The following is a 13,858-nucleotide window of genomic DNA, read 5'->3' on the forward strand; positions in this document are numbered from 1 at the left end:
CAGACTGGGAAGTGGGGGCGCGCATGACCGTCGCACAACGCCGCGGACGCCGGATCATGATGACCCCGGAGGAGGTCGACGCCTTCCTCGGCGAGCAGCGCACCTGCCGTGTCGCCACCGTCTCGCCCGACGGCCGCCCGCACGTGGGCGCGTTGTGGTTCGTCTGGGACGGGACGTCCCTGTGGCTGTACTCCATCGTCCGCAGCCGCCGCTGGGCCGACCTCCGGCGCGACCCGCGCGTCGCGGTCGTCGTCGACGAGGGCACGGAGTACGGCGACCTGCGCGGCGTCGAGCTCTCCGGCACCGTCGAGTTCGTGGGCGAGGCGCCCCGCACCGGCGACCCCCACCCCGCGCTGGAGGCGCCCGAGCGGCTGTTCGCCGCCAAGAACTTCGGCCTGGAGTCCATGCCCCACGACGGCCGCCACGCCTGGCTCCGCCTGACCCCGGACTCCGTCGTCTCCTGGGACTTCCGCAAGTTGCCGGGCCCCGGCTAGGGCACGCGCACGACCGCGTCTCTCAAGGGTGATCAGCCCTCGGCCGCCGCCACGTCCTCCCCCGCCCGGCGGAGGGCCTCCACGGCGGCGCGGATGGCGGGGCGGCGGTCGGCGTCGGAGCGCCAGACGGCGTAGATGTGGCGCTTCATGGTGTGGCGCACGGGGATGGCGCGGACCCCGGCCGGCAGGGGGCCGCGGCCCAGGCGCGGGACGACGGCGACGCCCAGGCCGGCGGCGACGAGGGCGAGGACCGTGGGGTGCTCCTCGGCGTGGTGGGCGATGCGGGGTTCCACGCCCTTGCCGCGCAGCGTGAACAGCAGCCACTCGTGGCAGAAGCCGCCGTCGGGCCAGGCGATCCAGTCGTCGTCGGCGAGTTCGCCGAGGTCTGCCTCGGCACGGCCGGCCAGGGGGTGGCCCTCGGGGACGACCACGTCGGCGATGTCGTCGAGCAGCGGCTCCTTGGCCAGGCCGCCGGGCAGCGAGAGCGGCTTGTTGTACCAGTCGAGGACGACCGCCATGTCGATGTCGCCGCGGACGAGCCGGGCCAGCGCGTCCTGGGGCTCCATCTCGTGGACCATCGCGCGCAGCTTGGGGTGCTCGCGCCGCGTCGCGGCGAGCGCCTGCGGGAAGAGTCCGCGCACCGCGGTGGGGAAGGCCCCCATGCGCAGTTCGCCGACCGCGGCGCCGCGGTGGGCCTCCAGGTCGGAGTGGGCGAGCTCGACGAGGGAGAGGATGCGGCCCGCGTGCCCGGACAGCAGCCGGCCCGCGTCGGTGAGCCGGACCCCGCGGCCGTTCTTGGCGAGCAGGGTCTGCCCGGTCTCGCGTTCGAGCTTGCCCATCTGCTGGGAGACGGCCGAGGTCGTCACGTGCAGGACGTCCGCCGCGGCACTCACCGAGCCATAGGTGGAGATCGCGTGCAGGACGCGCAGGCGCTCGAGGTTCAACATGTAAGCAACACTACGTGATCGCCGGGAGGTTTTCTCGCTTGTCCTAAGAGGTTCAATCCGTCATCGTGATGGCCATGAGCGCACCCAGCACCCGCCGCCCGGCCGCCGAGGCCGCCCCCTCCCCCGCCGACGCCCCACCCGCCGTCGCCGTCGCCGGCGCCGTCGCCGTCGCCCCGGCCACCGCCGGGCGCCGCCGTCGCGTCGTGGACTGGCGGGTCAACTGGGCCGTGCTCGCGCTCATCTGGGGCTTCAGCTTCCTGTTCATCAAGGTGGGCACCGAGGCCTACGCCCCGCTGCAGGTCGCGCTCGGCCGCATGGCGTTCGGCACCGCGGTGCTGGCCGCGGCCTTCGCCGTGAAGCGGGAACGGCTGCCGCGCGGCGCTCGCGCCTGGGGGCACATGGCCGTGGCCGCGCTGCTGCTGAACACCCTGCCGTTCACGCTCTTCGCGTACGCGGAGCTGACCATCCCGTCGACGCTCGCGGGCATCTGCAACGCCACGACCCCGCTGTGGAGCATGGTGCTGTCGGTGGTGGCGCTCTCGGACGACAAGCCGACCCGGCAGCGGGTCGCGGGCGTGGGCATCGGCTTCGTCGGCGTGCTGACCGTGCTGGGCGCCTGGCAGGGCTTCTCCGGGACGGACCCCGCGGGCACCGCGATGGCGCTGGGCGCCTCGGCGAGCTACGCGGTGGGCTGGATATACGTGCGCCGCACGCTGAGCGGCAGCGGCAACTCGGCCCTGTCGATGTCCTCCGCGCAGCTCTTCCTCGGCACCGTCCAACTGGCCGTGCTGACCCCGCTGTTCACCTCGGCGCCCGGCTCGTTCCCGCTCTGGCCGACGCTGTCGGTGGTCGCGCTGGGCGCGCTGGGCACCGGGATCGCCTTCCTCCTCCAGTACGGGATCGTCGCGGAGAAGGGCCCGACCATCGCCACGATGGTCACCTACCTCATCCCGGTCATCGCGACCGCGGCCGGTGTCGCGCTGCTGGACGAGCACCTGACGTGGAACGAGCCGGTCGGCGCCCTCGTGGTGCTCGCCGGCGCGGCGCTGACCCAGCGCCGCCCGGCGGGCTGAACCACCTTCGCCGTCAGCCGAAGCGCCCCGCGCGGTGCGGGCGGACCGCGGCGGCGACGGCGTCGGCCAGGGCCGGGACCTCGTCCGCGGTGACCGGCGAGATCGTGATGCGGATGCCCGGCGGTGACTGCAGCCGGAAGCGCGCGCCGGGCGCCACGGCCCAGCCCGCCTGCAGGAGCCGGGCCACCGCCCCGGTCTCGTCCGGCACCGGGACCCACACGTTCATGCCGCTGCGGCCGTGCGCCGCGACGCCGAGGCCGTCCAGCGCCAGCACCAGCGCGTCACGGCGCGCGGCGTACGCGGCGGAGACGGCGGGGACGTCGACCGCGCCGGTGCGCCACAGGTGCGCGACGGTGCGCTGCAGGAGGTGGCTCACCCAGCCGGGCCCGAGCCGATAGCGCCCGCGGACCCGGTCGACGGTGACCGGGTCGCCGGTGAGCACGGCCAGCCGCAGGTCGGGGCCGTAGGCCTTCGCGGTGGACCGGACCAGCATCCAGTGCGCGGTGCTGCCGGCGAGCGGGTGCAGCGGCAGTTCGGTCAGGCCGTTGACGTGGTCGTCGTCGATGACCAGCACCTGCGGGTGGCCGCCCAGGACGGCGCGCAGCGCGCCGGCGCGTGCCGCGGAGAGCGTGGCGCCGGTCGGGTTCTGGCCGCGGTCGGTGACGATCAGCGCCCGGGCGCCCTGCCGGAGGGCCGCGTCCACGTCCTGCGGCAGCGGGCCCTCGTCGTCCACGCCGACCGGGACGGCGCGCAGGCCCAGGGCCGGGACGAGGTCGAAGACGCTGCCCCAGCCGGGGTCCTCCACCGCCACGGCGTCCCCGGGCCGCAGGTGGGCGGTGAGCGCGCGCTCCATCGCGTCCAGCGAGCCGGAGGTGAGGCCGACCGGGCCGGCCGGCACGCCGTCGGCGTCGAAGGCGGCCCGTGCCAGGGCGGCCAGCTCCTCGTCGACCGGGGCGTGCCCGTACAGCATGGGCCGTTGCGCGTTCCGCGCGGCCGCCTCGGCCAGCGCCTCCCCGAGCGGGGGCAGCAGCGCGGTGTCCGGGTTGCCGGTGGACAGGTCCCGCACCCCCGGCGGCACTTCCAGGCGGAGCTCGTCCCGCGCGGTGGTCGCCGGACGCCGCCGCACCCGGCTGCCGCGCCGGCCCGCGGTCTCGATGACGCCGCGGTCGCGCAGCAGACGGTAGGCGGCGGCGACGGTGTTGGGGTTGACGCCGAGTCCGGCGGCGAGCTCCCGCAGCGGCGGCAGCGCGGCACCGGGCGCGAGGGCGCCCTCCCCGATGGCCCGTTCGACGCTCGCCGCGATGTCCGCTGCGCCCCGGCCGGTGAACGTGTACTCTCCTAGCACAAAAAGCATTATGCACTAGTGCAAAGGATCGCGCCATGTCCGCCACGCCCTCCGCTGCCGATGCGTACGCTCCCACCGACCGCACCGTCCCCACCCGCAGCCGCGAGCGGGCCCCGTACGACCGCGACCTGGTGCACGCGATCCTCGACGCGGACTACCTCTGCCACCTCGGCTTCGTCCGCGACGGTGCGCCGGTCGTGCTGCCCACCCTCTACGCGCGCGTCGGCGAGCGGCTCTACGTGCACGGTTCCACCGGCTCCCGTCCGCTGCGCGGCGCCGGCGAGGACACCGGGCTCCCGGTCTGCCTGACCGTGACGCACCTGGACGGGCTCGTGCTGGCCCGGTCCGCGTTCCACCACTCGATCAACTACCGCTCGGTGGTGGTGCACGGCGTGGCCCGCCAGGTCACCGACCCCGCCGAGCGCTCCGCCGCCCTGGACGCCCTGGTCGACCACATCGTGCCCGGCCGCGCCGCCGACTCCCGTCCCGCCAACGCGAGGGAACTGGCCGCCACCGCCGTCATCGCCCTGGACCTGAACGAGGTCTCCGCCAAGGTGCGCACCGGCGGCCCCGGCGACGACCCCGAGGACCTGGCGCTCCCCCACTGGACGGGCGTGCTCCCCGTCACCCGCGCCTACGGGACGCCCGAACCCGCCGACGACCTCGACCCGTCGATCGCCGTCCCCGGCTACCTCACCGCGCGCTGAAAGGAGCCCCGCACATGCTCGTCCACCCCTGGGACGCCGCCGTCGACGAGGCCGAGTGGCAGGACTGGCTCGCCGCACACGACTTCGGCCAGCTCGCCGTCAACGGCCTCGACGGCGAGCCCCCGTTCGTCCAGCCGCTGCACTTCGCCTACGACGCGGGACGGGGCGAGGCGGTCACCCACCTCGCCCGCCCCAACCCGCTGTGGCCCGCGCTGGAGGCGCACCCCCGGGTGACGCTCAGCGTCGTCGACGACTACACATTCATCCCCGGCCCCTGGCACGCCCCGGAGGGCACCCCGCCCGAGCACGGGACGCCCACCAGCTACTACGCCGCCGTGCAACTGCTGTGCGTGGCCCACCTCGTGGACGACCCCCAGGAGAAGGCGGACCTGCTGCACCGGCAGCTCGCCCACTTCCAGCCGCGCGGCGACCACGCCCCCGTCGTCCCCGGCGAGGCGCCGTTCGGCCGGATGCTGCCCGGCATCCGCGGGATCCGGCTGGAGGTCACCGACGTCCGCGCCAAGTTCAAGTTCGGCGGGAACCGGCCGCGCGAGACGCAGTGGCGGGTCAACCGGCTGCTGGCCGAGCGGGGTGGTCCGGGCGACGAGGCCGCCCGGACCCGGCAGTCGCACCGCCTCGGGCAGCCCGGTCAGTCGTCGATCGCCGCGCCGAACCGGGCGTTCTGAGACGGCGCGCCGAGCGAACCCCCGCCGTACGTCCAGCCACCCGGCAGCTTGAGGCCGCCGGCATCGGCCGAGAACACCCACACCACACCGTCGTCGGTGTTCTCGCCCGGGGCCGCGACGAGCAGACCGAAGTAGCCGTCGCGGTTGGGGTCGGTGAAGGAGACCTGGGCGCCGAACTTGTCCGCCTTCTCCGCGCCGCCCGGGACACCCGCGGTGTTCTGGTTGACGTCCAGGACACCGGCGGTGGTCAGGCCCCGCGCCGAACCGCGCAGCACCCACACGGCCCCGGCGTCGGCGACGCTGCCGATGTCCTCGCCGGAGGCGCCGATCGCGACGTCCGCGTAGCCGTCGCGGTTGACGTCGCCGACGGAGAGGTCGGAACCGAAGCCGTCACCACGCTCGGAGACGCCCGGCACGCCGGCGTTGTCCTGGGTCCACCAGACGGGCGGGCTCCCCGGGCCCTCCTGCCCGGCCGGCCCGTCCGGGCTGCCGTAGTAGACGCCGACCATGCCGCCGGTCATGGACGCGCCGCCGTCGTCGGGGCTGTGCGGCTCCCCGGTGACCAGGTCGTCGAACCCGTCGCCGTTGACGTCGCCGGAGGCGACGACGGGGCCGCCGCGCAGGGCGGTGACGGGCAGCGGGTCGATGTCGTCGCTGAGGATGACGTATGACCAGCCGTGGCCCGGCTCGGCGCCCAGGCTCAGGCCGGAGACCACGATGTCGGCCAGGCCGTTGTCGTCGTAGTCGCCGGTCGTCAGCGAGGTGGGCGCGATGCCGGGGCCTTCCGCCTGCCGGGCGAGCGGCGTGCGCCGCCGGTCCTTGAAGGGCGTGAAGGTCCCCGCGTCCCCGCCCTTGCGGGCGGCGGCCTGCGGCACGGACTCGTACTGGAAGATCGACAGCCCCACCTTGTCGGTCACGGCGAGCAGGTCGCCCGGGACGTAGGTGGTGAAGTGCCCCGCGGCCAGGGCGCTGCCGAACCGGTCGCCCTTCATAGCACTGACGGACTGCAGCCAGTCGCTCGCGGCGCCGGACAGCCCCTTCGCCGAACCCCACAGGACGACGATGCCGCCCGCGTCGGCGCCGACCCCGACCAGGTCCTCGCCGGGGATACCGACGACGGCGTCGTCGTACCCGTCCCCGTCCAGGTCGCCGCTGGCCACGGCCTGGCCGAAGGCGTCCCCGGTCTCGGCGGCGCCGGGCACGCCGGAGGTGTTCTGGCTGAAGACCTTGGCGCTGGTGGTGACCCCCTTGGGGCCGCCGTACTGCACGGTGACGACACCGGCGCCGGAGCGGCCGCCCACGGTGGCCCCGGGCGCGCCGGTCAGCACGTCCTCGTACCCGTCGCCGTTGAAGTCCCGGTTGCGATCGCTCGCGTGGGTGCCGCCGGGGGTCCCGGCGAACGAGGCGGGCGCGGTGGCGATGGCCGCGCCCGTGATGAGGAGAAATGACGCCGCGGTGACCGCAGCCGAGCGGTTCTTGTGCATGAGCGGCTCCTTCGCTCAAGAACGACCGGGCGGTGCGGGGGTGTCCCGGAAAGAGCCCGTTTCCTTCTCCGGCACCGTCTTTGACACACCGTGGGAAGAAAGGGTTGTAGGGAACGCGGGACAGGCGTCGGTCGGGTGACGGGGGTGGGTGGGTGCGGGTTCGTCTCGCGCCCTGCGGGCGCACAGCGCCGGCTGCGGAGGGGAGGGTGGGCGGTCCGGGGGCGGTCGGCAGTGTGCGGGTGGGTGGGTGGCCGGGGTTCAGGCGCCGGAGCGGGGCGCCTCTCCGCTGGTGTCGGTCTCGTTGCCGTCCGCGGGTATAGACGGCCACTTCCACGCCTACTGCTGGTGCTGGGCGCGCCCGCCGCAACCCGCGACTGCGGGTGATTCGAGGTGCTGTCGAGCGATCGGAACGACATCGGGCTCTGCTTCGACGGTATGGACGTCGAAGCAGAGCCCGATCTTTGAGCCGGGCGAGATCGGGCTCGCTTTCAGCGGAATAGCCGTCGGAACAGAGCCCGATGTCGGATCGGGGAAGCACCCGCAGACGCCGGTTACGGCGCGCGCGCCACCCACAAACAGTGGGCGTGGTCACCGGCCATCTGCACCCGCGGACGGCAACGAGACCCGAGCCAGACGAACAACCAACCCCGCTCCGGCGCCCGAACCCCAGCCGACCACCGGGCCGCACACTGCGAACAAGGCAGGGCCCCCACCCTCCCCTCCGCAGCCGGCGCAGTGCGCCCGCAGGGCGCGAGACGGCGGGACAGCCGAAGAACCGGCGCACCACCGCCACCACCCACCGGCGCCGCGCTACACCGGCTGCGTGCGGGGGTTCGTGGTGTCCGCGTCGGACGGGGTGCCGGAGGCGATGACCGTGGTCGTCCCCTGCTTCTTGGCGGTCTGGGCGACGAAGGCGCCCGCCAGCACGAGCGTGCCGCCGATGATCTGCGGGACGCCGAGGTGTTCGCCGAGCAGCACCCACGCGAACACGGTGCCGACCACCGCCTCCAGGCAGGCCACGACTCCGGCCACCTGCGGCGACAGCCGCCGCACGGCGACCACACCGGTCAGGTAGGCGAGCACGGTGGCCACCAGCACGACCCAGCCCACGAGCAGGACCGCGGGCACGTCGGTCTCGCCGAGCGCAGCCTGCCGCGTGAGCACCGACCAGTCCATCGACCAGGGACGGGAGACGGCGGTCAGCACGACGGCACCGATGGTCAGGCCGTACGCGATGACGGCGACCGGGTCCGGGGCGTCGTCGCCGTCGCTGCCGTGGTCGGCCAGCACGAAGTAGCTGACCTGGCAACAGGCGGCGCCGAAGGCGAGCGCCAGGCCCAGCGGGTCGAAGGCGAGCCCGGACCACACCTCGACCACCGCCGCCATGCCGCCGACGGCCAGCACGACACCGATCGCGGCGGCCTTGCTGACGGCCTTGCGCTGGACGAAGCGCACCCAGCCGAGCAGCAGCGCCGGGCCGAGGAACTCCACGAGGATCGCGACGCCGACCGGGATGCGCGATATCGCCGCGAAGTAGAGGGTCTGGACCCCGGCGACGCCCAGCAGGCCGAAGCCGAGCAGCAGGCCGGGGCGGCGCAGCAGGAGCGCCCGGTGCCGCAGCACCACGGGGAGCATGATGAGCGTGGCCCCGGTCACCCGGAGCCACACGACGTGCAGCGGGTCGAGGCCCGCCTCGATCAGCGGCTTCGCCGCCACCCCCGAACCGCCGAACGCGAACGCGGAAACCAGCGCGAGCCAGAGCCCGGCGTTCCTCCCCTGAGAGACATGCATCGGGCCATGATGTCAGCTCGCGACAGGACCGTCATCCCGGTAGCGGCTGTCCTCCTCGCCGCTCGGCGACGGCAGGCGGACGGCCAGGACCCGCGGTTCGACCCCCGCCGACCTCAGCACCTGCGCCGCCCGGCTCCCCTCGTCGGCGACGAGCGCGGCAAGCAGGTCGGTGCCCTCCGCCCGTGAAGCGCCCCGCTCCCCGGCCTGGACGGCGGCCGCGCGCAGGGCCGCGGCGGCCGCCGGGCTCCAGCCGGGCGCGGCCACGGCGGCGAGCACGGTCCCGGAGCCGGCGTCCTCCACCGTCTCCCGCCAGGCGATGCCGTAGCCGATGGTGCGTTGCGCGAGGTAGCCGAGGACGCGTGCCACCCGCCCGCCGCCCGCCGCTCCCGCCGCCCCGTCGACGGCCTCGCGGGCCCTCGGGTCGGCCTCGAGAAGGGAGTGCAGGAGGTGGGCGGTGTCGACCTGACGGTCCCCGTCCCTCGTGGCGCGCCGCCGGGCCGCGGCGGTCACCGTGCGCAGCTCGGCCCCGAGCCGCGAGTCGTTCCAGTGCACGCCCTCCACCCCATCAGCCCGCACCGCCCCGCGGCATCGCCGCGCGGTACCGTTCCGGCGTCCTGCGCGGGTCGGGTGCGCCCGTACGCGGCGTCCTCCTCAGAGATGACGGCGGCCCCGCAACGGATCCGGGTCCGGGTCCGGGCGCCGCACGAACGCTCAGTAGCGGACGTCGCTCTGCAGCAGCGGCGGGTACACCGCGGACGTCTCGCCGTCGACCGTGGTGCCCGCGAACTGCAGCATCGCCCGCATCGCCCCGTGCAGAGGCGCCGGGTAGCCCAGGACCGGGGCGGACACCTCGTCCAGGCGCCGCAGGTGCTCCGGCGCGAGGACGGTGTCGAGGCCGGCGAGGTTGTCCTCGAGGTGTTCCAGGCGCCGGGCGCCGACGATCGGCACGACGGTGCCCTCGCGGGCCCGCAGCCACGCCAGGGACACCGCGGCCGAGGTGGTGCCGAGTTCGTCGGCGACGGCGGCGACCTCCTCGATGACGGGGTACTCGTCCTCACCGGGGCCGCCCACGAACGCCGTGCGCGCGGAGTCGGCGACCGTGCCGCCGCGCCGGTACTTGCCCGACAGGAAGCCGTTCTTCAGCGGGCTCCACGGCACGAGCGCCATGCCCTGGTCGAGGGCGAGCGGGGCGAGTTCGCCCTCCACGGTGCGGGCGAGCAGCGAGTACTCCACCTGCAGCGCGATCAGCGGGGTCCAGCCCTTGAGCAGCGCGGTGGTCTGCGCCTGCGCGGTCAGCCAGGCGGGGGTGTTGGAGAAGCCGACGTAACGGATCCTGCCCGCGCGCACCAGGTCGTCGAGGGTGCGCATCGTCTCCTCGATCGGCGTGTGCCGGTCCCAGTTGTGCAGCCAGTACAGGTCCAGGTAGTCGGTCCGCAGCCGGCGCAGGGTCTCGTCGAGCTGGGCGACGATCGAACCGCGGCCCGCGCCGCCGCCGTTGGGGTCTCCGGGGAACAGGTTGGTGAAGAACTTCGAGGCGAGCACCACGTGCTCGCGGCGTCCGGGGTGCGCGGCGAACCAGTCGCCGAGGATCCGCTCGGAGTGGCCGTTGGTGTAGAAGTTCGCGGTGTCCACGAAGTTGCCGCCGCGGTCCAGGTAGGTCGCCAGGATCTTCTCGGACTCCTCGACGCCGCACCCGGCGCCGCCGGGGTCCTCGCCGAAGGTCATCGCGCCGAGGGCGAAGGGGCTGACCCGCAGCCCGGACCGGCCGAGGGTGACGTAGTGGTCGAGCGGCATGTTCGTGCTCCCTTGTGCGTCGGATTCGGTGCTCTCCATGCAACGGGAGGCCGCTGCGGCGGGGTAGACCGATCCTCGCGGGCTCTTGCCCGATCCTGCCGACTTCGCCCGGATCGGGCTTGCCCGGCCCTGGCCGCGGGTGGTTCGGTGAGGGGGTGCGTACCCCTCCCGGACTCCTCCTGGCCGAGCTCCGCGACCTCATCGCGACGCACGCCCGGCCCTCCCTGCGGACCGCGGTCGACGGACTGCTACTGTCCCGGGTCGCGACGGCCCCGCCGGACTACTCGCTGACCGAGCCGCTGCTGGTCGTCATGGCCCGGGGCGGCAAGCGCCTGCTGCTCGGCGAGGAGGTGCACGACTACCGGGCGGGGCAGTACCTGCTGGTCACCGCTGTCCTGCCGGTCACCGGCCACTACCTGGACGTGAGCGCCCGGGACCCGGCACTGGGCATGGGAATGGTGCTGCGGGCGGCCGCCATCGCCCCGCTGCTGCTGGAGGCACCGCCCGGCCGCCGGGCCCGCACCACGTCCGCGCCGCCCGCGCTCGCCACCGGCGGGGCCGGACCGGAACTGCTCGACGCCGTCGTACGGCTGGTGCGGCTGCTCGACCACCCCGCGGACGCCCCCGTGCTCGCCCCGATGGTCGAGCGGGAGATCCTGTGGCGGCTGCTCACCGGGCCGCACGGCGCCATGGTCCGCGAGATCGGCCTGGCCGACAGCGGGCTGTCGCACGTCAGCCGGGCCATCCACTGGATCCGCGACAACTACGCGGAGCCCATGCGGGTCGACGACCTGGCCCGCCTCGCCGGCATGAGCCCGTCCGCCTTCCACCGGCACTTCCGTGCCGTGACGACGATGAGCCCGCTGCAGTTCCAGAAGCGCATCCGGCTGCAGGAGGCCCGTTCGCTCCTCGTGGCCCGCCCCGACGACGTCGCGGGCGTCGGCCACGTCGTCGGCTACGCCAGTCCCACCCAGTTCAACCGCGAGTACCGCCGTCTGTTCGGCGCCCCGCCGGGTCAGGACGCCGCCCGTGTCCGCGCCGCCGCCACCCCCGCGGGCGTGCGGCACCTGCCCTGAGGGGTCAGGGCCAGAGCAGCCCGCGCGCCCAGCCGTCGGGGACGGCCGGGTCGCGGGTGTAGCGGAGGCGGACGTGGCCCTGCGCGGGGGCGGCCTGCCAGAACTCGGCCTCGTCGGCAACGAGGCGGTAGACGGTGTGGCCCTCCGGTACGTCGTCGGGGTGGGCGGCGACGTGCCCGGTGGCCCGGCGGCGGGCCTCCTCGTACGCGGCGCGGCCCTCCAGCGCGGCGCTCATCGTTCCCGTGAAGCCGGCGACGCGGGAGGCCTCGCGGCGGCCGAGGAAGTCGCGGCGGGCGGCGGCGCGGTCCAGGGTCCCGACCGGTCCGGTCACCCGGATCTGCCGGCCGTGCCGCGGCCAGTACCAGCTGAGCGCGGCGTAGGGGCGGTCCGTCAGGTCGCGGCCCTTGCGGCTGCCCGCGTCGGAGGCGAAGTCGAAGGAGGGGCCGTCGAGGTCGACGCCGCGCAGCATGAGGACCCGCGCGGAGGGCCGGCCGCCGGCGTCCGCCGTGCTGAGCGTCATGACGTGCGGCTCGGGGACCCCGTCGTCGAGGGCGTACGCCAGCCAGCGGGCGAACAGCGGCCCCGGTGCCGGTCCTGCGGTGGCGGGGTCGAAGGCCGGGAGGGGCCCGGCGAGGACGGGCGCGGAGCGCATGCGCTCCCGGAGGGCTTCGGCGGTCACGGGTGCCTGGTCGTCGGTCACGTCCCGATCCTGGCATGCGGCCGCCCGGCGCGCCGCGGATCCGCGGTGCGCCGGGCGGCGGCGGTGGGGCCGTCAGGCCGGGAGGTGGAACTGCTGGTTGGTGCCGCCGGCGCAGGTCCAGATCTGCAGCCGGGCGCCGTTGGCGGTGGACTTGTCGGTGACGTCCAGGCACTTGCCGGAGACGGGGTTCACCAGGGTGTCCCCGCTGCCGCGCTGCCAGACCTGGGCGCCGGTGCCGTTGCAGTCGTAGAGCTGGACCTTGGTGCCGTTGGCGGTGCCGGCGGCGGTGAGGTCCATGCACTTGCCGAGGGCGCGCAGGGTCCCGTCGGTGCCTACCGTCCACTGCTGCGCGGTGGTGCCGTTGCAGTCGTACATCTGGACGGCGGTGCCGTTGGCGCTGCTCGCGGCGGCAACGTCGACGCACTTGCCGCCGAGGCCGGTGACCTGGCCGGTGGAGCCGGTGGGCGGCGGGGTGGTGCCGCCGCCGGTCACGGTGTTGAAGACGGAGGAGAACTGCCAGGCGCTCTGCGGGGTGCCGCTGCAGCTATCGGAGAGCTGGCCGTTGGTGGCGCAGGCCTTGTCGCGGCCGAGCGCCCAGAAGGCGAGTTCCTGGATGCCCTTGGACTTGGCGAAGTTGGCGAGCGTGGTGGCGTTCCCGGTGGTGAAGATCTCGCTGGTGTCGTCGTTGACCCCGATCATCGGGGTGTTGCCCTCCATCGCCCACAGCTGGGCGTCGGACTTCTCCGGCCAGATCGCGCCGAGCTGGCCGCGCAGGGCGGTGGCGGCGTCGGTGGCCGCCTTGCCCATGTCGCGGGTCCCGTCGTAGTAGTCCATCGTCATGATGTTGACGAGGTTGACGTTCAGCCCGTTGCTCTTGGCGTTGGAGAGCAGCTTCGTCCCGTTGTCGTCCAGGCCGTTGGGCATGGACGGCAGGGTGTACTGGACGTCGAGCCTGCGCCCGGCGGCCGCGTACTCCTGCTGGAGCTGGGCGAGGGCCTTGTTGCGGCGGTCGTTGGCCGCGGTGTTGGCGATCGCGCTGCCCTCGACGTCCAGGTCGATGCGGGTGAGGTTGAGTGCGTCCACGACCTTCTTGTACTGGGCCTTGAGCGCGGACACGCTCGTGCAGGACAGGCCGATCTCGGTGCCGGAGGCCCCGCCGAAGGAGACGATGACGTCGCCGCCGGCGGCCCGCAGCGAGTTGACCGCGGAGGTCCAGCCGGCGTCGGTGACGGGCGTGTCGCCGTTGAACAGGGCGTTGCAGCCGCCGCCGTCGATGACGAAGGCGAGCGTGAAGTACTTCAGGCCCGTCGCGTTGCGGACGTTGGTCATCGCCGAGGGCGAGTTCCAGGTCTCGACGTAGGGCGCGGCGTAGTGGGCGGGGAAGCCGGGGCCGGGGTTGGCGGCGGCGCTCGCGGAGCCGCCGGTGGCGACGACGGCGGTGGCGGCCATCGCGAGGACGGCGGGGGCGGCGGTGAGGGCTCTGACGGCGGATTTCAGCACGGGACGGCTCCTTCGTGTGCGCGACCGGAGTGCGCGTCGTGGGGGGCAAGCCGTTGGGGAGGGGAGGAACGGGGTGGGGGTCTGGACAGCCGTTCATGTAGGTGAACGTCGCCTCACTACATGAACAGCTGATGGCCGATGACGGTATGGACTAGACCAGCCTCACGTCAATACCCCTTACGTCATCGGCTTGTTGGGAGCCGCGACAGCGGCCTGAGGGCGCGCGGGCATGCCTGGTGGCGGGGTCGCCGCCGCCCGCCG

General features: G+C 74.2%; 13 protein-coding genes. 5 read left to right on the forward strand and 8 right to left on the reverse strand.

Going from position 1 to position 13,858, the window contains the following annotated elements; translation table 11 throughout:
• Window positions 1-23: 23 nt before the first annotated feature.
• Window positions 24-494 (forward strand): pyridoxamine 5'-phosphate oxidase family protein, encoded by a 471-nt coding sequence (locus ACFZAU_RS19620; RefSeq protein WP_500553198.1) that lies wholly within the window; start codon window positions 24-26, stop codon window positions 492-494.
• 32 nt (window positions 495-526) lie between these two features.
• On the opposite strand, the gene ACFZAU_RS19625 is transcribed toward ACFZAU_RS19620, so the two are convergent.
• On the reverse strand, window positions 527-1,441 hold the full coding sequence (locus ACFZAU_RS19625; RefSeq protein ID WP_500553199.1) for a LysR family transcriptional regulator: 915 nt from the start codon (window positions 1,439-1,441) through the stop codon (window positions 527-529).
• A gap of 68 nt (window positions 1,442-1,509) precedes the next feature.
• Here ACFZAU_RS19625 and ACFZAU_RS19630 point away from each other — a divergent pair, with 68 nt between their 5' ends.
• The gene (locus tag ACFZAU_RS19630; RefSeq protein WP_500553253.1) at window positions 1,510-2,514 is read left to right on the forward strand and encodes a DMT family transporter; all 1,005 of its coding nucleotides are present in this window, start codon (window positions 1,510-1,512) and stop codon (window positions 2,512-2,514) included.
• A 13-nt stretch (window positions 2,515-2,527) separates the two neighbouring features.
• Here ACFZAU_RS19630 and ACFZAU_RS19635 read toward each other — a convergent pair whose 3' ends face one another.
• Window positions 2,528-3,859, reverse strand: a complete 1,332-nt coding sequence (locus tag ACFZAU_RS19635; protein ID WP_500553200.1) for an aminotransferase class I/II-fold pyridoxal phosphate-dependent enzyme — start codon at window positions 3,857-3,859, stop codon at window positions 2,528-2,530.
• A 35-nt stretch (window positions 3,860-3,894) separates the two neighbouring features.
• On the opposite strand from ACFZAU_RS19635, the gene ACFZAU_RS19640 reads away from it, so the two are divergent.
• Both ACFZAU_RS19640 and ACFZAU_RS19645 read left to right on the forward strand, forming a co-directional pair.
• A complete protein-coding gene (locus tag ACFZAU_RS19640) occupies window positions 3,895-4,566 on the forward strand; it encodes a pyridoxamine 5'-phosphate oxidase family protein (RefSeq protein WP_500553201.1) in 672 nt (223 codons plus the stop codon).
• Between the two features lie 14 nt (window positions 4,567-4,580).
• Window positions 4,581-5,252 carry an FMN-binding negative transcriptional regulator gene (locus ACFZAU_RS19645; protein WP_500465043.1) on the forward strand — a complete coding sequence of 224 codons (672 nt, stop codon included), beginning with the start codon at window positions 4,581-4,583 and terminating at the stop codon, window positions 5,250-5,252.
• Here the strand turns inward: ACFZAU_RS19645 and ACFZAU_RS19650 are convergent.
• The 4 genes from ACFZAU_RS19650 to ACFZAU_RS19665 all read right to left on the reverse strand — a co-directional run bounded on the left by ACFZAU_RS19650 (window position 5,216) and on the right by ACFZAU_RS19665 (window position 10,321).
• Entirely contained in the window at window positions 5,216-6,736 is a 1,521-nt protein-coding gene (locus ACFZAU_RS19650) for an FG-GAP repeat protein (protein WP_500553202.1), read from the reverse strand. The two genes, ACFZAU_RS19645 and ACFZAU_RS19650, sit on opposite strands and share 37 nt — an antisense overlap.
• Window positions 6,737-7,546: 810 nt before the next feature.
• Window positions 7,547-8,527 (reverse strand): EamA family transporter, encoded by a 981-nt coding sequence (locus ACFZAU_RS19655; RefSeq protein WP_500553203.1) that lies wholly within the window; start codon window positions 8,525-8,527, stop codon window positions 7,547-7,549.
• Window positions 8,528-8,539: 12 nt separating this feature from the next.
• Complete coding sequence (locus tag ACFZAU_RS19660; RefSeq protein ID WP_500553204.1) at window positions 8,540-9,079, reverse strand: peptidase; 540 nt, start codon at window positions 9,077-9,079, stop codon at window positions 8,540-8,542.
• A 159-nt stretch (window positions 9,080-9,238) separates the two neighbouring features.
• The gene (locus ACFZAU_RS19665; protein ID WP_500553205.1) at window positions 9,239-10,321 is read right to left on the reverse strand and encodes an aldo/keto reductase; all 1,083 of its coding nucleotides are present in this window, start codon (window positions 10,319-10,321) and stop codon (window positions 9,239-9,241) included.
• 155 nt (window positions 10,322-10,476) lie between these two features.
• Between ACFZAU_RS19665 and ACFZAU_RS19670 the strand changes: the two genes are divergently transcribed.
• The gene (locus ACFZAU_RS19670; RefSeq protein WP_500553206.1) at window positions 10,477-11,397 is read left to right on the forward strand and encodes an AraC family transcriptional regulator; all 921 of its coding nucleotides are present in this window, start codon (window positions 10,477-10,479) and stop codon (window positions 11,395-11,397) included.
• Window positions 11,398-11,401: 4 nt separating this feature from the next.
• On the opposite strand, the gene ACFZAU_RS19675 is transcribed toward ACFZAU_RS19670, so the two are convergent.
• Together ACFZAU_RS19675 and ACFZAU_RS19680 are read right to left on the reverse strand one after the other, a co-directional pair.
• Window positions 11,402-12,097: a pyridoxine/pyridoxamine 5'-phosphate oxidase gene (locus tag ACFZAU_RS19675; RefSeq protein ID WP_500553207.1), complete on the reverse strand. Its 696-nt coding sequence runs from the start codon at window positions 12,095-12,097 to the stop codon at window positions 11,402-11,404.
• Window positions 12,098-12,169: 72 nt separating this feature from the next.
• Window positions 12,170-13,597: an RICIN domain-containing protein gene (locus ACFZAU_RS19680; protein WP_500553208.1), complete on the reverse strand. Its 1,428-nt coding sequence runs from the start codon at window positions 13,595-13,597 to the stop codon at window positions 12,170-12,172.
• Window positions 13,598-13,858 lie beyond the last annotated feature (261 nt).

Source organism: Streptomyces sp. NPDC008238, assembly GCF_042956445.1.
Lineage (GTDB): Bacteria > Actinomycetota > Actinomycetes > Streptomycetales > Streptomycetaceae > Actinacidiphila.

Bases quoted from the DNA above. Each gene is read 5' to 3' on its own strand.
- ACFZAU_RS19620 (WP_500553198.1), top strand. From the start codon at position 24: ATGACCGTCGCACAACGCCGCGGACGCCGGATCATGATGACCCCGGAG.
- ACFZAU_RS19625 (WP_500553199.1), bottom strand. From the start codon at position 1,441: ATGTTGAACCTCGAGCGCCTGCGCGTCCTGCACGCGATCTCCACCTAT.
- ACFZAU_RS19630 (WP_500553253.1), top strand. From the start codon at position 1,510: ATGGCCATGAGCGCACCCAGCACCCGCCGCCCGGCCGCCGAGGCCGCC.
- ACFZAU_RS19640 (WP_500553201.1), top strand. From the start codon at position 3,895: ATGTCCGCCACGCCCTCCGCTGCCGATGCGTACGCTCCCACCGACCGC.
- ACFZAU_RS19645 (WP_500465043.1), top strand. From the start codon at position 4,581: ATGCTCGTCCACCCCTGGGACGCCGCCGTCGACGAGGCCGAGTGGCAG.
- ACFZAU_RS19650 (WP_500553202.1), bottom strand. From the start codon at position 6,736: ATGCACAAGAACCGCTCGGCTGCGGTCACCGCGGCGTCATTTCTCCTC.
- ACFZAU_RS19655 (WP_500553203.1), bottom strand. From the start codon at position 8,527: ATGCATGTCTCTCAGGGGAGGAACGCCGGGCTCTGGCTCGCGCTGGTT.
- ACFZAU_RS19665 (WP_500553205.1), bottom strand. From the start codon at position 10,321: ATGCCGCTCGACCACTACGTCACCCTCGGCCGGTCCGGGCTGCGGGTC.